Consider the following 21,703-nt stretch of genomic DNA (forward strand, 5'->3'; position numbering starts at 1 on the left):
TTTAGTCCGCCTTAGTGACGCTACTGCCGTTTGTTTTTCTCGGTTCGTTGATCCACTAAGGCTTTTAATTTTTCTAAGATCGCTACTTTCATCTTGAGTTGATAGTTTTCTTGCTTCAAGTCAGCGAGTTCTTGTTGTGCGGGTGTGAGTGGATGAATGCGTTTGCGTCCCATAGTTGGTGGTCTGCCTTTCGGTTTAGGTTTTAACCCAGTATAACCGAAAATACGATAGGCTCTCAACCAATTAGCAATCGTTGTGCTTGGAAAGATGGCAAAATGGCATGCCGCCTCAGAGAGGGAATGAGTTTTAAGGTAATTAAGTACGGTTATTTTGAAGTCTGGTGAATAGAATTTGTTGTTTTTAGAACCAATTGAACCAGTTATCAGATACTCATCGCGCCATTGTGCAAGTAACGCAGGTGATGATATAGTGTACTTTTTAGCTAAAGCAGGTGTTCCCATAGTCCCGCCAGACAGCCATTCCTTAACGACCATTAGTTTAAATTCATTTGAATATTTTGACATAAGAAAACCCAATAACTTTCTGAACAGATTTTCTATTCTGTCCAAGTTATTGGGTTCACTTCACCATCAGGTTTGTAACCTTGCTTTTTTTCTTCTTGTCTTTTTATGTGGTGTGCTAATTGTCGTTCTAAATTAGACGCCTTTTTGTTGTAGCCTAATGAATGATATATGTTTATTGCTGTGCGAGCGCGTTGTTCGCCTTTTTCAATGTGTCCGGCTTCAATGTCATACCATCCTTTATTAAACATTAATGTGATTTTTTCAGTCACATCTATATGATCTATCAAATAGGTGTCCGCCATGTCTAATAATTGATGAGCAGCTGAAAGATCCTCGTATACAAGTGTGGAAAAGGCTGTCCAAATGACACGCATTAAGTGGGTTTGAATGTTTAACAATGAATTTTCGTATGAACGGACACGTTTGATGGCCACTTTTGTTAATAAATATAAAATATCAACTGGTAGCATAAATGAGAATAAGATGAATAGCTGCAGTTCATAAATGCCCCAAATGTCGACACTAAGTAAATAATTTTGTATAGGTTTAGCTTGTGCCGATAGCTGACTATCAGGCCATTTTTTAACGTTATGAGTTAGTAATAATGCTAAGCCATCCGCTAATATCACCAAAAATTGAGAGGCCTGATTGTCCAAATCATTGTTTCGATCTTTTTCGACGATGTCACGAAAATACGCTAATGACTGTAACGTTAGGGGTTGATCATTGATAAGATGAATGCGGCGCGTCAAATAAGTGCCTTGATTTTCTTGAAGTAGAAATTCAAATTCAGCTTGGCTGACATGCATTTTTTCTAATAGTTTAAAAAAGCGTGAAACAGACATATTCGTTTCATGTTTTTCAAATTTGCCTATGAATGAAGCAGAAGCATTTTGGTCAGCCAATGCTGTGAGGGTCAATTTTTTTGATGTTCGTAGTTGATGAAAAGTTTCTTCAATTGTCATTTTGTATTTACGCTTATCTGTCATATATGCCGGTTATTGAGAGTTATTCAATTATATCACTTAAACTAAGAAGATATAAGAAAACAGAGGAACTCAATCATGTTACTATTACGAACGAATAAGCTATTACGTCGTCTCACACTGTCCCAATTTATCGAATTACTTGGGGCAGCATTTTTTAATATCGCATTACTTGTTTACGCATCACAAACAAGTAATCCTAAACTGGCAACCACTGTTGTTGTCATCGCTAATACTTTACCGACTATTTTACAAATTGGGCTAGGATATATTGCTGATAAGGCACATGATAAGTTGCGGTTAATGATTTTAACGCGCATTATTCAAGCCATATTGTATAGTATTTTAACGATCTTATTTGGGTTAACAACCAATGATTGGTTGCTGTTTTCGTTTATCATTTTTATCAATGTCGCCAGCGATTTACTAAGTGGCCTGACGTCATTGGCGGCGCTGCCTATTATAAAACATATTGTAGCGTCACAAGATTTACTCGCTGCGCGTTCGTTGCAAGTTTCCGTCATGTCTTTGGTTAATGTGATTGGTCAGGTCATTGGTGTCACCTTATTAACCTTTTTAGATAATCATTTTTTGTACTTTTCGTTATTTAATGCGTTATTATTTTTAATAAGTGGTATCATTTTAATTGTTTCTCGCCGGCAGTTTAATCAAAAACTGAAGGTTACCAGCCATCAGAACGCGACTTCTACGTTGCCAGAAGCGCGCTTTTGGTCATCTATGCAGATCAATAGACGCATTATTCAAACTAATAAAAAATTGTTGCACATTTTATTTTTATTTACCTTACTGAATTTATTAGTAGGCTCTATTGATGGGCTCATCAGCTTAACATTATTACAATATCCCAGCATTTATATCAAAAATTATGGTTTTTCATTATCAATTGTTAACACGATGTTAGCAATTGGACTTGTTTCAGGATCTTTTTTCACTAATGATTTTTTAAAAAGAATCAAATTGAATATGTTGATCATCATTTTACTACTATTTTTAACATTACTTAGCTTAAACCTTGTTTTATCTCCAAGTATTTATGTGATCGTCATGAGTTTTTTTGGTATTGGTTATACACTTGGCAAAATTAGTCCACGTGTCAGCACATATGTCATGACCAGTGTTGCGGAAAAACAATTAGGACAAATTGCCGGATTTATGAATACATTGGTAACACTTAGTGTGCCTATTGGACAACTTATTTTCCTAACAATTGCTAACTCGGTGTCGCTCAATAGCGCATGGATAAGTATGATTGTACTTTCAATGTTATTAATCCTTTATACGCTGTCGTATAAAGTGGCATAAAATATGTTCACGATAGCATTGTTGTGCGTCGTAAATGACTAGCAGCCTAATGCCAACTGTAGCAAGAAAGAATTCGAACTATTGATTTAGGAGAACTTTAATTTTGTAACAATTAAAGTTAAGTTGCTCCAAATAATTGAACTATTTTTCCAACTTGCGGCCGTATGGTGGTAGTGATGTCTGAATATTTTTAACCTCATTAAGTTGCATATTATATCAAGGATTGAAAAAAGTGCAAGATACTTGTAAGTTTTTTGCACTGTTTCTGCTTAATTTTATTTAAAAATCTAAAATTTTCGTGTTATGCATATTGGTTACGATATTAGCTAATCTACAATCTAACTAAATCCTGTTCATCTGACAATCTAAAGTTTGATTTTTTATGATACACTGATTTTGATTTAAACTATCCCATCTTTTAACATATTTGAACAAAAAAATGGTAATCTGTAAATAAGTTATTTTGAATAAAAATGACAAATTAACTTATTTTTATATAATCTTTTTATATTAATACTAATTTTATTGACATTAATCAGCCGGAGTAGTAAATTAAGTTTAATCATAAAAGACGTTTTGTGATTGAAAATAAAATATAGGCGGTATTTCAATATGGGAAGCTCTAGATCAGAAATAACTAATAGACCACTGCAGTCATTAGAAAATTTTTCTTTACAAGATTTTATGACTCAATCAACAAATCAACTTAATTCGATTCTAAACAGTCAAGAATTAAGTTCTGCTGAAGGCTAATTTTTTAATAACGCGTTCAAGGTAATAAAACTTTGATCGAGTTATTTTTTATTTTAGGAGATGACATGTATACAGAGAGAGAATACGACTTAGAACATGCTATTAAATTAGCCCAGGAATTTTTGAAAAATAGTAATATTAATTATATTTCAAAAAAAATGGAAACATCAGATGTGCTCCTAAGTCAATAGTTCGGACTCTTTTTTCTCTAGGGCCGTTCGGTTAAGCGACTTGCATTTTGCGATGGACCACACTGATACGTTCGTCATTGTACCAGTCTAAATAGTTTGAAACAGCTAAAATTAAATGTGCCAGCGAGGCAAATCGGAATTGATAAATCATTTCTCGTTTTAAAAGTGAATGAAAACTCTCAATTTTGGCATTGTCATATGGATGCCCTAATTTTTAATAAGAATGTGCAATACCTTGTTGCTGTAATATTTGTTCAAAGCCAAAACTGGTAAATTGACTGCCCATATCGGTGTGCAAATAATCTGGTTTAGCGTGTTGCGATAAAGCCCTTTGTAATGTTGATACCACTAACTTTGTGTCCATCGTAGCACTGATTTGATGAGCCAAAATTTTGTGGCTAGTTAGATCCAAAACGGACGCAAGATACCCCCATTGCCCATCAGTTAATTTTAAATAAGTAATGTCCATACTCCAAGCATTCACTGACGTGAGCTGTTTGATCAAATTTGGTCGTTGTTTGTAATCAACTGTTGTTGTTGGCTGTTTGAAGCGTTTGACCATCACAGAATAAATATCAGCTGCTTTCATCAAACGTCTAATACGTCTAATGCCATGGTGTAACTGCAAGTCAGCTAAGGCGATTTGCAAGCGTGGTGCGCCATAAACACGATAGTTTTTCTGCCAAATTTCAAGCAATAACTCTGTCAAAATAATATCTTCACGTTGACGAGTCGGCTCATGATAATGTGTCCAATCAAAGTAGGTACTTTTTGGAATAGCCAACATTTTCAGCACCGTGACTAGCTTAAAGTCTCTTCTTAAAAGGTTTTGAATGACTGGTAGATGGGTCTTACGCGTTACTTGTGATGTTCGCCTAGCAAAACGGCCGCTAATTTTAATATCTCATTTTCTTCTTTGAGACGATTGTTTTCCTTTTGCAGGGTATTAAATTGCGCGCGAGTGACCGGTTGCCCCTGATCATCTGTCCCAATGACTTCAGCTTTTTTAACCCAACCCGTGACAGTTTGGATAGCTAAGTGGTAGTCATTGGCCAATGAATTAGCCGAACGACCTTGGTTGTACAAGGTGACAATTGAAGATTTGAATTCTGGGGTATATTTTTTCATAAAAACTCCTATACGCTATTATCTCGGATTCTGCCCTAGAAATAAAGTCGTTCGGAATTTCAGTATAGGAGCACACACTTACAAACAACAACTAGTGTTTTTCAGTTATTAATACCTTTGGTCTGTATCAGTATTTTCTTATTTACTGTCTCCTATGTCATGTGGCAAAAAGGTATTCAAAAGTACAACTCAGCCAATTAAAATAAAGTTATATTTTATGAATTATATTCTGTTCCTATACGGAAATTCCGAACGACTTTATTTCTAGAGCAGAATTCAAGATAAAACATGAAATTCTACGGTTTTAATGATTGTATGATATTAAAGTCAAAGTTTGCCACACAAAAAAATGCGTATTTATCAAATTACTGATAAATACGCATTTTTTATAGACTAAGCTTTTAACACGGAAATCATAAAGTCCATAAAATCACGGACAAAGCGTTTAGCGTTGACGCCAACAGCAACATTTGTGGTTGTTGGGTCTAGTAATCGTTGGCGGTCACCAATTGTGCGGCCATAATCATGTGTATCCTTGTCATAAGTCACACGCATATTCAATGGAATCGTGACGACATAGCTGGGATCAATAGCCACAGCAACGGCTAACGGATCGTGCAAGGCCGCACCACGATGATCGATGTCTAAGCGATCATAGGCTTCGATATAAAAATCCATTAAATCCGCATATGCAGTACCAGCCTTTGTGCCTAATTCACGCCATAGCTGTGTGTCTTTTTTGGTTAACAGAGTACGTAGCGTGACATCTAAACCAACCATGGTTAAATTTTCTTGTGTTGTGAAGACTTTGTCTGCTGCTTGAGGATCTTGGTTAATGTTGGCCTCGGTAAAAGGCGTCACGTTGCCAGGAACTGTCAGTGCACCACCCATTAATGTTGTGTTACCAATTAAGTGGGCAATTTCCGGGTCGATTTCTAGAGCTTTGGCCATATTTGTCAAAGGACCGGTCGGCACATAAATTAATTCGTCTTGATATTTGTGTGCCATGTCAACTAGAAATTGTATACCATTTGTTGTCTCAACTTTGCGCGTTGCAGTAGTTAATAATAGATTACCAACACCCTGATCACCGTGAATAGCTTGAGATATTGGCATGACATCAAAGTGATCAGTTGTAGATGAATGTGATGCCCCTAAGTAAACAGGGACATCAGTCGCACCAAGTAACTGTAATAAGTTGAGTGTGTTTTGAGCGGCAGTCTCGACAAGTGTGTTACCATACGAAGCAATCACGCCAATTAAATCAACTCGGGGGTCACATATTGCCAATGCTAAAGCAAGTGCATCATCAACACCAGTATCTAAATCTAAAATCATCTTTGTTGCGGCCATACTATACTGCTCCTTCCCGATAGTGATTCATCACTGGAATTTGTGCAACAAACCATTTTTCAAATGCGTTTGCATCAATATTAATGGCTACTTTTGTGTTCGTTTTACCGTTTGACCAGCGATTTTGTGTATCTGCGATGGTCGCGCCAGCAGCTGGGCCATCAGTGATAATATCGATCCAGTAATCTTTTGTTGTATAAAATTCTGGTTTGAGTAAATAGCAAATCGTATTGACATCGTGCATTGGTTTGCCGCCTGGCTCGCTATCACCATAGGCCGTCATTAATTTATGAAGCATATTACCGGCTTCACCAATATCAGCAACGGCATCAATCGTTTCTAAAGATAACAAAGCTTTTAATGTCACATCAAGACCAATCATGACAATGGGGACACCACTTTTAAAAACGATACTAGCAGCGTCTGGGTCTGTAAAAACGTTAAACTCTGCGACTGATGAGACATTACCACCAGACAAAGACCCACCCATCAAAACAAATTCTTTGATTTTTTTAAGCAAATCGGGATGTGTTTGAATTAATAAAGCAATATTGGTGTAAGAACCAGTCGCAACGATCGTCATTGGTTCAGGCGCTTCTGATAATACTTTTGCCATAGCACTAACTGCATCAGTTGTGAGAGGTTTTGCCGTGATTTCTGGGAATTCATAACCAGGCATACCTGATGCACCATGAATGTATGAGGCATCTGCGAATGCTTTTTTTAGTGGTGCGGCAGCCCCACGTGCTACCGGTAATTGGGGTTGTTTAAAAAATGTTGTGAGTTTTAAAAGATTAGTAGTTGTTTTATCAACAGAAACATTGCCAGCAACACTTGTTAGTAGTTTGATATCAATCGCCGAATTAGTCAATGCAATTGACAGCGCAACTGCATCATCAATGCCTGGATCCATATCTAAAATAATCGGAGTCATGTTCATACCTCTCTAAATAGTAATTATATTGCTTACCACACGAACAAGCCAGCAGTTGCTGCTGATAACAAGGATACTAAGATACCTGACAACAACATGTAGGGAACGCGTGAACTAATGTAATCATTCTTTTCCTTATCGACCAAGCCTTTGAAAGCACCGATGATCATACCAATTGTACCAAAGTTAGCAAAACTAGTTAAGAAGACAGTGAGTACAATACGGGCATGTTCATTTGCAAATAAACCTTTACCAGCCATGATTGATTTTGATACTTCACCCATGACAACGAATTCATTAGTAACTAATTTTGTGCCCATGAATTGTGCTAATTTAAAGGCATCATCGACATTGAAACCAAGGAACCAAGCAAATGGGAACATGATCACGCCAAAGATATTTTCAAGGGTCAACCAGTGTAAGCCAGTGAGGCTAAAGAGTTGGTTGATCAGGGCAGCTAAGGAAACAAAGGCAATAACTGTTGCAGTGATAATTAATATCAACTTACCAGCACCAAGGATTGAGTCGCCTAAGAATGAGAAGAATGGTTCTTTTTTAGTGCCTTTTTCGTTAATGTTAACAATAACATCATCTGCCGGTGCTACTTTGTTAGGGTTTAAAATAGAAGTAATAATGATTGCGCCTAAAATATTGAGTGGGATAGCTGTCAAAACATACTTGCCAGGAACCATTTGGGTATATGAACCGATGATTGCTGACGTGACGCAGCTCATGGACATCATGGCTAGGGTAAAGTTTCGGCTTGCAGACATATGATCTAATTGTGATTTAGATACAGCTAATACTTCAGTATTACCAAGAAACATCATTTCAATGGAGAAAAATGCTTCGAATTTTGGTTGACCAGTCACAAAGGCAAGTCCTTTACCAATCCACTTAATTAACCAAGGCAAGACGCCAATATATGTCAAAATATCGAACAGAGGGACAACAAGTAGAATGGGTAACAAGGCAGAAGTGACAAAGTTTGGACCACCATTATTTGATGTTAACCATTCAGGTAACGCAAATGCGATTCCCTGAGATGCAACCGATACGAGCCAATTGAACCCATCAGCTGCGCCTTGAACGGCAAGTTGCCCAGCCTTGAACTGGGTAAAGAACCAAGCCAAAGCCAATTCAATGACTAAGACAATACCGACAGACCGCCATTGGATATTTTTCTTATCTCTTGAGAACAAGGCTGCAATAGCAATGAACACAAAGATACCAAGTACATTAGCAAATAAAAACATAATTTTTTCCTCTCTGTAAACAGAAGATTTGATGAGTAAAACGTTTAACCATAAGATAGCGTACCATATTTTTTTATGAATTGAAAGCGCTTCCAGATATTTTTTAAGGTACAATAGATATATTAAAGTATACCATTACGACAAGGAATAGATTTCATGCGTAAAACTTCAATTAAAGATGTTGCTAAAAAAGCAGATGTTTCTATCGCTGCGGTTTCCCAAATTTTAAATAATAAAGGGCAGCGGTTTTCAGACCATACAATCGAAAAGGTGTTACAAGCACGTGATGACCTCGGGTATGTGCCCAACAGTGCGGCGCGTAACCTTAAAGGTACAAGAAATCGTCTAATCGGTATTATTGTACCATCTTTTCGTATGCCATTTTTCGCAGATGTTATTCAAAGTATGCAAGATAACGCGCCGGACAATGTTAACCTTGTCTTTCTTGGATCAACCGATGAAAATTTGCAGAGCGCGATTTATTCACTTGTTGCGCGTGGTGTGCAGGCGCTAATATTTGGTAGACCCATCCCAAATCGTACAGAAGTAAATGATTTTTTGAAGAAACGACATATTCCTTATCTGGTACTTGATCAAAATGCTGATATTAATGCGCAAGACATGGTGCAGACGAACGAATTTACAGGTGGCAGCCTGGTGGCGAGCCATCTGTTATCTTTGGGACATCGAAAAATCGCCTTAATTCTACCAAATAAATTAACGGATAATATGAGACAACGGCGGGCTGGCTTTTTGGATACACTTTCTACAGCTAATCTAGCGCCTACTACTATTATAACCTCAACATTGTCAAAACATGGTGGATTAGCAGCAGTCCATCAATTAATACAAAGTCAAGCCACGGCTACTTTTGTATTAAACGATGAAATGGCAATCGGAGTATTGCGCGGATTAGCCTATCAAAATGTGAATGTACCAGTGGATATATCAGTTGTTGGTTACGATGATACAGATTATGCAGAATTTATGATTCCAACGTTAACCACCGTAGCTCAGCCTGTGTTAGAAATTGGTCGTTCCGCGCTTAATATGATACTCAGACGCTTGGATCATCCCAATTTACCCTTTCAAACTGCCTTTTTTGATGTTAAATTGGTTGTTCGAGAATCAACCGGTCCAGTTAAACAATAAAAGCAATGTCAACATATGACATTGCTTTTTCTTGACTTTTTTTTCTAAACGACGTAGAATAAACTCGACCCTTATTAGTAAAACGTTTAACCTCATTTTATATATTAAGGAGTGTTTGACATGAAAAATAAAGTTGTGATTATTGGAAGTCTCAATATAGATACCATTCAAATGATTGATCGATTACCAAAACGTGGTGAGACGCTTGCGGTGAATAATCAAGCAAGTACTTTTGGTGGCAAAGGGGCGAATCAAGCTGTCGCAGCTGCTCGTCAAGGAGCGGATGTGACTTTCATCGGTGCTGTTGGTAATGATGATCGTGGTCGTGCATTTAAACAGTTATTGATAGATGAAGGCATTAAAACAGACTACATCTTTACAAAAAATCAACCCACTGGTTCTGCGACGATTATGTTAGAAACAGATGGGCACAATACGATTATGGTATTTGGTGGGGCCAATATGGCTTTGAATGCTGATGATATTGCGCAAGCTCATACAGCGATCGCGCAAGCCGATGTTGTTGTCGCACAGCTTGAAGTACCACCTGATGCAGTGGCAAAGGCTTTCGCCATTGCGCGCGAAGTTGACGCCTTAACTATTTTGAATCCAGCGCCAGTAACAAAACATTTGAGCACCGAAATTATGTCAACAACCGATTTGTTGATCCCAAATGAAACCGAAGCAGCAGCGCTAGCAGATGTGACACCGACAACAGATCGACAAGCATTGGATCAGCTAACAGAAAAATTGCAACGTTTGGGTATGTCACATACGATTGTGACGCTTGGCGGAGAAGGTGTCTACTACAATGTTAACAATCAAAGTGGGCAGGTACCAATTTTTAAAGTTGAGGCCGTTGATACAACTGCTGCTGGTGATACATTTATCGGTACAGTAGCCGCCAATATAACTAAAGACATGTCTGATTTGCCATCGATTATTAAACGGAGTTGTTTTGCAAGTTCATTAACAGTTAGTCGTCCTGGCGCTCTGGTTTCCATCCCAACAAAGGCAGAAGTTGATGCTGGTTTGCAAGAAAATAGCGTTGCTGAGTGAGGAATTTGTTATGAATACAAAAAATTTGCAAAAAAAACAAGCAGCAGAAGCTGCAATGCAGTATATTCAATCAGATATGATAGTAGGGTTAGGAACTGGATCCACAGTAGCTTATTTTTTAGAAGCTTTAGCACAATCAGAACACCGCATTATTGGTGTGACAACCTCCAAATTAACTAGTCAACGTTGTGCCGAACTCAATATTCCTATTGTTGATATTGATGAAGTTGATCATATTGATGTGACTGTTGATGGCGCTGATGAGGTGGATACTTATCTGAATGGTATCAAAGGTGGTGGCGCCGCGCTACTAATGGAAAAAATTGTTGCCAAAAATTCACGAGAAAACATCTGGATTGTCGATAGTAGTAAAGTACACGATACTTTAGGTTCATTTCCGCTACCTGTTGAAGTAATCCCTTATGGCAGCGGGCAGCTGATACGTCAATTTGCTGATAAAGGCTTATTTCCCAAATTACGACGACGCCCAGATGATAATCAGCCTGTTATTACTGATGCAGGACACTACATTATTGACTGTCATATGCAAACAATTAATAATCCATATGCACTAGCCGAGTATTTTGAAAGCCAAGTTGGTGTTGTTGAACATGGTTTGTTTTTAAATGTTTGTGATCGTGTCATCATAGGTGGTGAAACGCTGCAAATACAAAGTCGTCAACAAAGTCAGACGATTTAACGTTAACGTATGATAGTAGGATCAATATTCATTCATGTGAGTAATATTAAAATTATTTATCATTGACAAGATAAAATGATAGATATATAATAAAATGATTAAAAACGTTGAAAAGATAAGTAAAATTTAATACGTAATTTAAGAGAGCTAATACGTGGTGAAAGTTAGCATTACAATGAATTTGAAAATGGTCTTGGAGTGAATAGTGGTATGAGCTGTCTAGTAAATGCCACTCGGGTGCGCCCGTTACTGCGTTAGGGTATCTCTTCAGACGTACCTGTTAAGTATAAAGTAGTAATACTTTATAAAATTTGGGTGGTAACGCGACTTTTTCGTCCCATATTTCTTGTGTTTTTTACAAGAAATATGGGACTTTTTTTGTTTTTCTGATGTTGAAAATATTATTAAATCAAGTAAGTAGGTAAATTGCTATGAAAAAAAATAAAACAGTGACACTAACCGTGATTGTTATCTTGATTATACTAGCTGTGGTTGGCTTGTTATCAAATAAATCTTCAAATTCGCCAACGACTGGCACGAAAAAAACGATTAAGTTAGGCAGCTCTCCGGGTCCTTACAGTGAATTATTTATCAAGGGGATAAAACCCATTCTTGAAAAACAGGGCTACCATGTTGTCAACAAATCGTTTAGTAATTTACTCAATGCAGATATTGCTTTGAGTGATAATCAAATTGATCTGAACGTTGATCAGCATACTGCCTATCTTAATAATTTTAATCAGGAGAAAAACGCACATTTAGTTGGATTGACTAAGATACCAACAGTTCCCACAGGTATTTATTCAGGAAATAAAAAATCACTAAACGCAATTAGTTCTGGTGACCGTATTGCCATTCCAAACGATCCGGCTAACGCAGCTCGTGCCTATAATCTGCTTGTCAAAGCTGGGTGGATCACACTTAAAACAGGGACTGTAGCGATTCATGCAACAACTCAAGACATTGCGACTAATAAGTATCATTTAAAAATAACAGAATTAGATTCGTCAACTATTCCACGTACAATTAAAGATTTTGATTATATTATTTTGCCTGGTTCCGTTGCTTATAACGCAAAAATTTCGACACGAAAAATAATATTGGCTGAAAATATTCGTAGTGATTACCAGTTAGTTGCTGTGATAAATAAAGAAAATGCTAATAAACAATGGACGCTTGACGTTAAGAAAGCCTACCAGTCGAAATCGTTCCAAAAATATTTAGCAGCACATAATAAAGATAACTATTGGGTGGTTTCTGATCATAAGTAAATGAAGGTCGCGTACTCAGTAAAAAGGAAAATTAACGAACGAAAATCATGTTAGGAGAGTATTGTATGGTATTAGTAGATTGGGATCACACAATGATTAATGTACCGGAATTGGCAAAAAGTATTGATTTTTTTGCCAATGAGGGCGTTATTTTTAAATTAGGTGGTCAACACGAGAACTGGGGAACAGCCAATGCATTAGGATATTTCGGTATTAACTACATTGAATTGATTAATGTCTTCGACCAGCAGAAAGCAAATTTAATTGATCATGATATTGCCACCGCTGTGTATGATGCGGTACAGGATTTTAATCAGGAGAGGCAACGATTCAATACAATTGCTCTTCGAACCAATGATCTAGAGAATGTTAGGGAACGTTTAGAACTAGCAGGTATTGGTGTGGGGCCAATTTTAGAAGGTAAACGGCGTAATGAGCAAAATAAATTGATAACATGGCGTATCTTTTTTATTAATGATGATATTGACGGACTACCATATCCATTTTTTATTGACTGGCAAACATCAGATCAAGACAGAGAACAACAATTAATAGAACAAGAACTAATACAAACACATCCTATTGGCGCTTTAAAAGTTGTCAAGGCTGTATTTGAGGTGAATAACCCGTTGAAAGTCTCACAACAATGGGCTAACTTAATCGATCGTGTTGCCACGGAGGAACATGGGGAATTTATTGTGCCGATCGGGGAAAGAACTTTGGAATTCGTAGCAGGACCTGCAAATCATCTTATATCACTTCATTTTTCTGGAGCCAATCATCAGCAGACGATTAATTTAGGCGAAGCACAGTTGGTTTTCGATTAATTACTTGGTATGAAAATATCTGCGAATGGATTGGATCATGAATACTAACGTTATTATTGCAAAGATTTGAGAAGCAAGAGAGGTGGGCGAAACATGACAAAACTATCAAAAAGCGAATTAGAAAAACAATTAATTGCTTATCGGCACGACTTTCATCAGTATCCTGAAGTTGCTGATAATGAAGTGCGAACAACAGCTAAAATTAAAGCAATTTTGCAAGATTGGGGTATAAAGATTTTGCCTACTAATTTGAAGACAGGTGTTTTTGCAGAAATTGGCGAATCGTCAGGTCCGGTAGTGGGTTTGAGAGCAGATATTGATGCCTTACCTATTCAGGAAAATTCCGGGGTGGCATTTAGTTCTAAAATACCTGGTGTGATGCATGCATGTGGTCATGATACGCATATAGCCGCGCTATTAGGTGCAGCTTACTTATTAAAGCAACAAGAAAAGCAATTAGCAGGTACGGTCAAACTTATTTTCCAGTTATCAGAAGAGGATAAAGAAGGCGCTTTGCAAGTGATTCAGGATGGTCAATTACAAAATGTTGATGCCATTTTAGGATTTCACAATACACCACATCAAGTAACTGGGGACGTTGGTATTCGATCAGGCATTGTCAATGGGGCAATTGACAAATTTAAAGTGACCTTACGAGGGTTAGGGACACATGCTTCTAAACCAGAAAAAGGACATGATACAATTGTTGCCCTAGGAGCTGAAATCAATGCATTACAATCAATAGTTAGTCGCAACTTGAGTGCTTTTGAGGCCGGTGTCTTGAGCATTACTCATGTCAATGCAGGTAACACATGGAATATTTTACCTGAGGAGGCTTTTTTTGAAGGCACTGTTCGAACTGCTAGCTCATCATCAAGAGAAATCATAAAAAAACGTTTTCTTGACGTTGTCAACTACACGGCAAAGGCGCATCAAGTAACTGCGGAGATAGATTGGTATGCGGGTGATCCATCTGTTAATAACCATGCGGAGTTAACGGCCATTGTAAAAGATGAAACGAGTAAATTTGCGCCTGTCTATGAGCAAGAACCTGCTTTAGGCAGTGATGATTTTGCGTGTTACCAAATCACAGTACCTGGCGTGTATGTCAACATTGGTAATGGGGAAAATGTGGATTTACATAATGATCATTTTAAGTCAGATGACGGTGTGGTCCTTGCGGGTAGTCAGTTTTTTGAAAAAAATGCCATTCGCTTATTGAAAGAATTGAAACAGCATGCGATAAATTTGGCATTGTAAAAATAAAATTTTTGGAGGTTAAAAATGGTCGATTTCAACACAGAGTTAATACATGGTGCAGTGGTTAATGATAACCATACAGGGGCTATTAACCCGCCGATATATAATTCATCAACGTTCGCATTCAATGATGCGACGACACCCATAAAATGGGACTATGCTAGGTCGGGTAATCCAACCCGAGAAGCCTTAGAAGCGTTAATCAAAACGTTAGAAAGTGGCTACAGAGGATTTGGATTTGCTTCAGGACTTTCTGCGATACATGGTGTTTTATCTATTTTTCAACCAGGAGATCATCTAGTAGTTGGGGATACGGTTTACGGTGGGACTTTCTCACAACTCAATGATTATTTTAAACGTTGGGGGTTAGAAATAACTGCAGTTAATACGCAAGATCTAGCGGCTGTTAAAAAAGCCATACAGTCAAATACGAAAGCTATTTATTTTGAAACGTTTTCAAATCCTTTATTACGTGTGACAGATGTTGCAGCAATTAGTCGCATTGCCAAGGCGCATCATATTTTAGAAATCGTTGACAATACGTTGTTAACACCATATCTACAAAAGCCTTTGCAACTCGGCGCGGACATCGTGATTCATTCTGCTACCAAATATTTAGGTGGTCATTCAGATGTGATTGCTGGGTTAGTCGTTGTCAACAGTGAGTCACTAGCTAATCGCATCTATTTTGCTCAAAATAGACTGGGCGGTACATTGTCTCCAGAAACAGCCAACCTAGTGCGTCGTGGTATCCAGACATTATCGGTTCGTCTTGATCGACAGATTGACAATACGAATCGCGTGATTAGCTATCTCAAATCAAATGACTTGGTGGCAAAGATTAATTATCCCAGTGTCAATCAACAATCAGATGATTTTGAGATTGCTTCGCGTACGACAAAAGGATTCGGCGCAGTGTTATCATTTGAGATTAAAGCAGGTTATGATGCTATTAAGTTTGTTAATAGCCTGAAATTATTTAAAATTGCAGTGAGTTTAGGTGCAGTTGAGAGCCTTGTTGAATTACCTGCGACGATGACGCATTTTGAAATACCTAGGGATGAGCGATTGAAAATTGGAATTAAAGACGAATTGATTCGCATTGCGATTGGTTTAGAGTCAGCAGATGACTTAATTAATGATTTAAAACAAGCATTTGCTCAAATACAGAAATAAAGGAAATCATCATGAAAAAGAATTGGATCTATGGGTTAATTATTGCTGCTATTGTGGTCATTGGTGGTGGCTACATCGTACACCATAATCGTGCAGTAAAAGCAGACAATGGCGACAAAACATCGCTTGTCAAAAAAGGGACATTGACGATTGGCTTGGAGGGCACATATGCGCCATTTTCATATCGCCAAGACGGTAAACTCAAAGGATTTGAAGTGGACCTTGCTAAAAAAGTCGCTGAAAAAGCAGGCTTGAAAGCCAAATTTGTACCAACAGCTTGGGATGGACTTATTGCTGGTATCGGTGCTAACAAATTTGATGTTGTGTTTAACGATGTTGCGATTACACCAGAGCGTCAGGCAAAATACTTGTTTGCAACGCCTTATCTTTATTCGAGAGAAGTATTAGTCGTGAAACATGATAATCAAGAATTAAAGAGCTATAAAGATGTTAAGGGACATACATTAGCGGAAGGTGTTGGCACAAATAATGAAACCATTGCTAAGAAATTTGGCGCTAAGACCATTGCTTCAAGTGAGTTTACCAATCCAATACAGTCAATTTGATCAAGCAAGGGCGAGCAGAGGGGGCTTTCAATGACGAAGGTGCATTTGCAACGTACATCAAAGACAATCCTGAAGACGCAAAAATTGTAAAAGCCATTAAAGTACCGACTTCGGCTAGTCCAGCAGCAAAAATTGCCCCTCTTTTGAATCAAAAGAACAAAGGACTTCAAAAGCAAGTTAACCATGCCATAAAACAATTGAGTGATGATGGGACGATCAAAAAGTTATCAGTTCAATACTTTGGTTCTGATTTAACTCAAAAGTAGTTAAGGGGATGGTGTGCGTTGAATGATTAAAGTGGATTGAATTTTTAAAAATATGACGTTAAACGAACAGATAATAACTATTAAAAACGAAAACCTGCGCATGGCAGGTTTTCGTTTTTATTTTGACATAAAATTATGTGTTCATACTTTCAATTCAATTAATAATTGTGTTTAGAGGATGAATTACTGTGCACGTTTTTAAATTGTGATGGCGCCACACCAACATGTTTTCGAAATGCTTTTGAGAAATGAACATAACTCGTATAACCGCAGGATAATGCGATAAATTTGATTGACGTATCTGACTTAATTAGCATTTCTTTAGCAGCACGTAGTCGTGTGTTTGTTAAGTATACTTTGGGGCTGATCTGCAGATAAGTTTTAAATATTCGAAATAAGTAGGTGCGATCAATGCCTAGATAAGTAACAACATCAGTGATTGTGATTGGTGTGTCGTAATTGTTTCGAATGTATTGTGTTGCTTTTAAGATTAATATTTTTTTGGGATTCGCATTAATAGACGTCTTGTGATTAAACGTTGCACGTAGTGCGGTTATTAGGCTGATTAGTTGTGAGGCATAATGTAAATCCTGTGTGTGCTCTAAACGCGACATTTTCAAAATGTTTTCCATTTCATCCTTAACAATGGGCGCTTGAGTCACTGTAAATACTGGACTGTCATCTACTAATGCAACCGTGTCCATCAGCAACGTAACGTAATCACCCGTAAAGCGAATCCACATAGTTGTCCAAGGGTCAGTATGATCGGCAATCATATTAACAAGAACGCCTGGCTGACAATAAAACATGTTGCCAGCTTGTAAATGATATACCTGTCCGTTACTAATAAAAGTGCCTTTTCCAGATAATATTAAATGAAGCATATATCCGGAACGTGCACCAGGTCCATAATGATGGTCCGGTTTAGCCAAATCTACACCGCCAGAGGAAAGGTAGAGGTATGGGTTGCTGAGAGAATTATTGAATACATATGATTTGTTCATTTTAGTCACCTTATACTAGATCATCTTTTTGATAACAGTATGCAACATTTTGATATTGTAAAAGCGCTTACATTAGAATACTATAAAGACATAATTAATTGTTATTATAGCATATGCATTAGGGTTTGAAAGGAAAATAATGATGGTAGATAAAAAGCAACAATATGATGCCTTTTCTGACGACGTCTTAAAATCTATTGGTGGTAAAGAGAATGCCATCGAAGCATTTCACTGTGCCACACGTTTACGAATAAATTTAAAGGACACAGGTAAGGTTGATAAAGAAGCCTTGGATGAATTGGATTTAGTTGGAGGGGTCAATATTAATAGAAATCAATTACAATTAATTATTGGACCAGGACTAGTAGATGAAGTGACTAATGAATTTATTTCATACACTGGTATCACAGATTTACAGGCACAAAAAACTGAAATAGCATCAGATGTGAATAAAAAAGACAATGTTAGTTGGGTATCGCACTTTATTGATGATTTAACAGGTGTATTTACTGAAATATTACCAGGAATTTTAGCAGCTGGTATATTAATTGGGTTAAATAACCTGATGACACAAAAGATTATAGGAAACCAATCTCTCGTTACTGCTATTCCTGGATTGAAAGGGATTAGTACGATAGTTAGCTACGGCTCTAGTGGCATTTTTGCACTATTACCATTACTAGTTGTATATTCTGCCACGAAACGTTATGGTGGTCGTCCGGTTATGGGACTTGCAATGGGGGCTGTTATGATGTCGTCCAGCCTACCTTCTTTAAGTGATGTTAGTACGGGCGCTTCAAAAGCTATTATTGCTGATATCTTTGGATGGCAATTATCGTTATATAGTTTTGGTGGTCAAATTATTGTAGCGTTGATCATGGGTTGGATTATTGCTAAAATTGATAACTATTTCCAAAAACATTTACCAGGTGTTATTCAATTTGTCTTGGCACCTATGCTGACCATATTATGCTCAAGTTTTATCTTATTTATGGTTGTAGGTCCAATTGGTATGAGTCTATCCTCATTGGTCACTAACTCACTTGTCTGGATGTCAACAACATTTGGTATTGTAGGCTACATGATTTTTGGTGGTATTCAGCAACTTATTGTTATTACGGGACTGCATAATATGTTTGGTGCAGTTGAAGCGCAATTAATTGCAACAAAGGGAACTGATTTTTTGAATCCGTTATTTAGTGTGGCATTGATGGGACAAGGCGGCGGCGTTCTAGCTTATATGTTTTTGAATAGGCATGACGCCAAGGCTAAAGAGATTGGCCTATCATCTTTTTTCTCAATTTTGTTTGGTATTTCCGAGCCAGCGTTGTTTGGTATTAATATTAAATATCGATATCCACTAATTGGTGGCTGTTTTGGCGGTGCTATTGGGGCGGCCTATGTGTATTTGACCAATCTAACGGCTATCAGTTTTGGAACAACAGGCTTACCTGGTATTGCTATTGCTTCACCTAATAATAATGGTTATGTCAACTATCTTATCGCCAATTTAATTGGTATGGTGGCGGGATTGATAGTGACGTTATTAGTCGCAGGATTTGTTAAGAAACGGCATACTGCTACTGTTATTAAGTAGTGAGTAAAGGAGATTAAAATTGCCTAAAATAGCGCGAAATAAACAAATACAGTTTCAAAACATGGTAACTAATTTAATTGATGTCGATCCTAAGATCGTAAGCAGGGAAGAAAGTTTAGCTTCTGAAAGCCCGTATCGTGAAAAATATCATATTGAGCCAAATTCCGGCATATTAAATGATCCTAATGGATTTTCCTATTTTAACGGTGAATACCATTTGTTTTATCAATGGACACCACTTGCCTTTACAAAAGAGCCCCATATGTGGCACCATGGCTGGTATCATATGGTCTCAAAGGATTTAGTGCATTGGCGAGATTTAGGTCCAGGTATAGAAAGTGACACTTATTTTGATAGTCATGGGGCCTATTCCGGAAGTGGATTGGTAGTTGATAACAATTTATTTTTGATATACACAGGCAATACTTGGGATACAAAATGGCAACGTGTGCCATATCAAATCGGCGCAATAATGACACCAGCGGGTGAATTTAGAAAAATCAAAAAGCCATTCATAATTGGATCACCAACGGGATATACATCACATTTTCGCGATCCTAAAATTTGGCAATCGGGAAATTCATACTTTACCATACTTGGTATTCAAAGGGAAAATTTAACGGGTGCAGCAGTTATATATCAATCACAAGACTTGCAAAATTGGCAATTCAAAGGTGAAGTCAAAACAAAATACAATGAATTGGGGTATATGTGGGAATGCCCAGATTATTTTGAAATTGATGATCAAGGTGTGTTAGTGATGTCGCCGCAGGGACTTAAAGCAGAGGATGACAAATATCAGAACATTTATCAGACAGGGTATTTTCTTGGTAAGCATTTAAATTTGGATACCTTGGCATTTGATCATGGTGATTTTCGAGAACTAGACTCAGGATTTGATTTTTATGCTTCTCAGACAACTTTATCGCCAGATGGTCGGCGTATTTTATCAGCTTGGATGGGTGTATCAGAGTTACGTTACCCTACAGAAGCGTATCATTATGCTGGTGCACTAGTCTTTCCTCGAGAACTAACAATTCACAATGGAAAACTGATTCAAAATCCAGTTCGTGAGATCAAAGAGTTACGTCATGATGCGCAAACGCTTAATTTAGATGTTACTACTACTGCGCATACGATTAGTCGGGGCTTTGCCCAAGAATTAAAAGTTGATGTTCATATGGAAAATACGAGACAAGTTATTTTGTATTTGTGTGCAAGTAAAGACAATCAAAAAAGTACACGTTTGGTTTTAGATCGTGTTCAGCAACGAATTATACTTGATAGAACAAATTCAGGGGTCCCTTTCAATATTGAAAATGGTCATGTACGAGAACAACATTTGGCAATAGAAACAGTAGTCCAATTAGATATTTTAATTGACCGATCCTCTGTTGAAATATTTGTTAACAATGGCGAACTCGTTTTTACAGCTAGAATTTTTCCTGATGACGCACAAGATAATGTTCTATTGGAGGCGACAGATGGTGTGGCTAAAGTTGTTGGTAAAAAGTGGTCACTGTAATATAGCATACGATTGAAAATGATACTAAATCAATCTAGAAAGGATTATGCATATGTTTAGTTTTTTAAAAAAGCAAGCAATAGTAAAGGACAATAATTTATATAGCCCGGTACAAGGTGAATTTTTAAGTTTGGATAACGTTAATGATCCAGTCTTTTCGGAGAAAACAATGGGGGATGGTTTTGCCATTCAACCGAATCAAGCAGGTTTGATTGTTAGTCCAGTAGCAGGGAAAATAACGATGATTGCTGGTACGAAACATGCAATAGGAATTCATATGGCGAATGGGTTGGATATATTATTACATTTAGGTCTGGATACTGTGAACATGGGTGGTAGCCCATTTGATATAGATGCTAGAGTTGGAGATATTGTGAATGGTGGGCAACGGCTAGGAACAATGAATCTGGAAGAGATTGCGCGTGCTGGATATGAAACGACAATAATGGTAATTATCACAAATATGGCTGTATTAAAATCGGTAACCACTAATGATGCTCTATATCAGGTAGGCGAAAAAGTTGGAGAAGTAACAGTCAAAGTGTAGTGTTGTTACAGCGTCAAACAATAAAACAGGTATTCTTTTAAAGCGCAGTGATGAGTTGGAGAAGGGTATCTGTTTTATGTTGTAAGGCTCTACCAAAACAATCAGTGTCAATTAAACGTTTCAATCATTGTTAATATTGCCTCTACCGTGAAGTGTTTACGATTGTGTTCCTGTTCCCAATTGGATACTTGACGAGTTATCATTCGTGCGGCAATGAGGGAGGGCAAACTAAAAAATTGCCATTATACTATTGTTTAAGATAGAATAGAAGTATAGTGAAAGCGTTTTCAATTAGAAAGGGGATC

Annotated in this window: 22 protein-coding genes, 1 pseudogene and 1 other annotated feature; of the genes and pseudogenes, 14 read left to right on the top strand and 9 right to left on the bottom strand. The window is 37.4% G+C overall.

The features are described from left to right. Positions 1–20: 20 nt before the first annotated feature. Both JOD28_RS07315 and JOD28_RS07320 read right to left on the bottom strand, forming a co-directional pair. On the bottom strand, positions 21–524 hold the full coding sequence (locus JOD28_RS07315; RefSeq protein WP_204770174.1) for a helix-turn-helix domain-containing protein: 504 nt from the start codon (positions 522–524) through the stop codon (positions 21–23). Positions 525–556: 32 nt separating this feature from the next. Further along, positions 557–1,489, bottom strand: a complete 933-nt coding sequence (locus JOD28_RS07320; protein WP_204770175.1) for a helix-turn-helix domain-containing protein — start codon at positions 1,487–1,489, stop codon at positions 557–559. 99 nt (positions 1,490–1,588) lie between these two features. On the opposite strand from JOD28_RS07320, the gene JOD28_RS07325 reads away from it, so the two are divergent. Together JOD28_RS07325 and JOD28_RS09875 are read left to right on the top strand one after the other, a co-directional pair. Further along, the gene (locus JOD28_RS07325; RefSeq protein ID WP_204770176.1) at positions 1,589–2,833 is read left to right on the top strand and encodes an MFS transporter; all 1,245 of its coding nucleotides are present in this window, start codon (positions 1,589–1,591) and stop codon (positions 2,831–2,833) included. An 818-nt stretch (positions 2,834–3,651) separates the two neighbouring features. Continuing rightward, positions 3,652–3,777 (top strand): hypothetical protein, encoded by a 126-nt coding sequence (locus tag JOD28_RS09875; protein ID WP_259650400.1) that lies wholly within the window; start codon positions 3,652–3,654, stop codon positions 3,775–3,777. 31 nt (positions 3,778–3,808) lie between these two features. Here the strand turns inward: JOD28_RS09875 and JOD28_RS07330 are convergent. The 6 genes and pseudogenes from JOD28_RS07330 to JOD28_RS07355 form a co-directional block, all read right to left on the bottom strand. Then, a pseudogene (locus JOD28_RS07330) lies at positions 3,809–3,973 on the bottom strand (IS3 family transposase); the annotation flags it as partial. 18 nt (positions 3,974–3,991) lie between these two features. Further along, positions 3,992–4,564, bottom strand: a complete 573-nt coding sequence (locus JOD28_RS07335; RefSeq protein ID WP_204770177.1) for a DDE-type integrase/transposase/recombinase — start codon at positions 4,562–4,564, stop codon at positions 3,992–3,994. Between the two features lie 71 nt (positions 4,565–4,635). After that, on the bottom strand, positions 4,636–4,905 hold the full coding sequence (locus JOD28_RS07340) for a transposase (protein WP_204770178.1): 270 nt from the start codon (positions 4,903–4,905) through the stop codon (positions 4,636–4,638). Between the two features lie 393 nt (positions 4,906–5,298). After that, a complete protein-coding gene (locus JOD28_RS07345) occupies positions 5,299–6,258 on the bottom strand; it encodes a nucleoside hydrolase (protein WP_204770179.1) in 960 nt (319 codons plus the stop codon). Between the two features lies 1 nt (position 6,259). Further along, positions 6,260–7,192 carry a ribonucleoside hydrolase RihC gene (rihC, locus tag JOD28_RS07350; RefSeq protein WP_204770180.1) on the bottom strand — a complete coding sequence of 311 codons (933 nt, stop codon included), beginning with the start codon at positions 7,190–7,192 and terminating at the stop codon, positions 6,260–6,262. Between the two features lie 32 nt (positions 7,193–7,224). Beyond that, the gene (locus tag JOD28_RS07355) at positions 7,225–8,448 is read right to left on the bottom strand and encodes a NupC/NupG family nucleoside CNT transporter (RefSeq protein ID WP_204770181.1); all 1,224 of its coding nucleotides are present in this window, start codon (positions 8,446–8,448) and stop codon (positions 7,225–7,227) included. A gap of 156 nt (positions 8,449–8,604) precedes the next feature. Here JOD28_RS07355 and rbsR point away from each other — a divergent pair, with 156 nt between their 5' ends. From rbsR to JOD28_RS09880, 9 genes are all read left to right on the top strand, one after another. Continuing rightward, the gene (rbsR, locus tag JOD28_RS07360) at positions 8,605–9,600 is read left to right on the top strand and encodes a ribose utilization transcriptional repressor RbsR (RefSeq protein ID WP_204770182.1); all 996 of its coding nucleotides are present in this window, start codon (positions 8,605–8,607) and stop codon (positions 9,598–9,600) included. A gap of 120 nt (positions 9,601–9,720) precedes the next feature. Then, entirely contained in the window at positions 9,721–10,659 is a 939-nt protein-coding gene (rbsK, locus tag JOD28_RS07365; protein ID WP_204770183.1) for a ribokinase, read from the top strand. 10 nt (positions 10,660–10,669) lie between these two features. Next, the gene (gene rpiA / locus JOD28_RS07370; RefSeq protein ID WP_204770184.1) at positions 10,670–11,359 is read left to right on the top strand and encodes a ribose-5-phosphate isomerase RpiA; all 690 of its coding nucleotides are present in this window, start codon (positions 10,670–10,672) and stop codon (positions 11,357–11,359) included. Between the two features lie 98 nt (positions 11,360–11,457). Further along, positions 11,458–11,702 (top strand) — a binding site (T-box leader). Positions 11,703–11,790: 88 nt separating this feature from the next. After that, a complete protein-coding gene (locus tag JOD28_RS07375; RefSeq protein ID WP_204770185.1) occupies positions 11,791–12,630 on the top strand; it encodes a MetQ/NlpA family ABC transporter substrate-binding protein in 840 nt (279 codons plus the stop codon). Positions 12,631–12,695: 65 nt separating this feature from the next. Continuing rightward, positions 12,696–13,457 (top strand): VOC family protein, encoded by a 762-nt coding sequence (locus JOD28_RS07380; protein ID WP_204770186.1) that lies wholly within the window; start codon positions 12,696–12,698, stop codon positions 13,455–13,457. Positions 13,458–13,550: 93 nt separating this feature from the next. Then, complete coding sequence (locus JOD28_RS07385) at positions 13,551–14,717, top strand: amidohydrolase (protein WP_204770187.1); 1,167 nt, start codon at positions 13,551–13,553, stop codon at positions 14,715–14,717. A 24-nt stretch (positions 14,718–14,741) separates the two neighbouring features. Next, positions 14,742–15,893 (top strand): trans-sulfuration enzyme family protein, encoded by a 1,152-nt coding sequence (locus JOD28_RS07390; protein ID WP_204770188.1) that lies wholly within the window; start codon positions 14,742–14,744, stop codon positions 15,891–15,893. An 11-nt stretch (positions 15,894–15,904) separates the two neighbouring features. Next, on the top strand, positions 15,905–16,459 hold the full coding sequence (locus JOD28_RS07395) for a transporter substrate-binding domain-containing protein (protein WP_259650394.1): 555 nt from the start codon (positions 15,905–15,907) through the stop codon (positions 16,457–16,459). Beyond that, the gene (locus tag JOD28_RS09880; RefSeq protein ID WP_259650395.1) at positions 16,456–16,725 is read left to right on the top strand and encodes a type 2 periplasmic-binding domain-containing protein; all 270 of its coding nucleotides are present in this window, start codon (positions 16,456–16,458) and stop codon (positions 16,723–16,725) included. Before JOD28_RS07395 ends, JOD28_RS09880 begins: the two co-directional genes overlap by 4 nt. Positions 16,726–16,883: 158 nt before the next feature. Here the strand turns inward: JOD28_RS09880 and JOD28_RS07400 are convergent, their stop codons facing one another. After that, positions 16,884–17,729: an AraC family transcriptional regulator gene (locus tag JOD28_RS07400; protein ID WP_204770189.1), complete on the bottom strand. Its 846-nt coding sequence runs from the start codon at positions 17,727–17,729 to the stop codon at positions 16,884–16,886. A gap of 142 nt (positions 17,730–17,871) precedes the next feature. Here JOD28_RS07400 and JOD28_RS07405 point away from each other — a divergent pair, with 142 nt between their 5' ends. The 3 genes from JOD28_RS07405 to JOD28_RS07415 are packed head-to-tail and all read left to right on the top strand — an operon-like array spanning position 17,872 to position 21,398. After that, a complete protein-coding gene (locus JOD28_RS07405) occupies positions 17,872–19,326 on the top strand; it encodes a PTS transporter subunit EIIC (RefSeq protein ID WP_204770229.1) in 1,455 nt (484 codons plus the stop codon). Between the two features lie 19 nt (positions 19,327–19,345). Beyond that, the gene (locus tag JOD28_RS07410; protein ID WP_239531145.1) at positions 19,346–20,851 is read left to right on the top strand and encodes a glycoside hydrolase family 32 protein; all 1,506 of its coding nucleotides are present in this window, start codon (positions 19,346–19,348) and stop codon (positions 20,849–20,851) included. A gap of 52 nt (positions 20,852–20,903) precedes the next feature. Continuing rightward, positions 20,904–21,398 carry a PTS sugar transporter subunit IIA gene (locus JOD28_RS07415; protein ID WP_204770231.1) on the top strand — a complete coding sequence of 165 codons (495 nt, stop codon included), beginning with the start codon at positions 20,904–20,906 and terminating at the stop codon, positions 21,396–21,398. Positions 21,399–21,703 lie beyond the last annotated feature (305 nt).

Source organism: Leuconostoc rapi, from assembly GCF_016908715.1.
GTDB classification, from domain to species: Bacteria; Bacillota; Bacilli; order Lactobacillales; family Lactobacillaceae; genus Leuconostoc; species Leuconostoc rapi.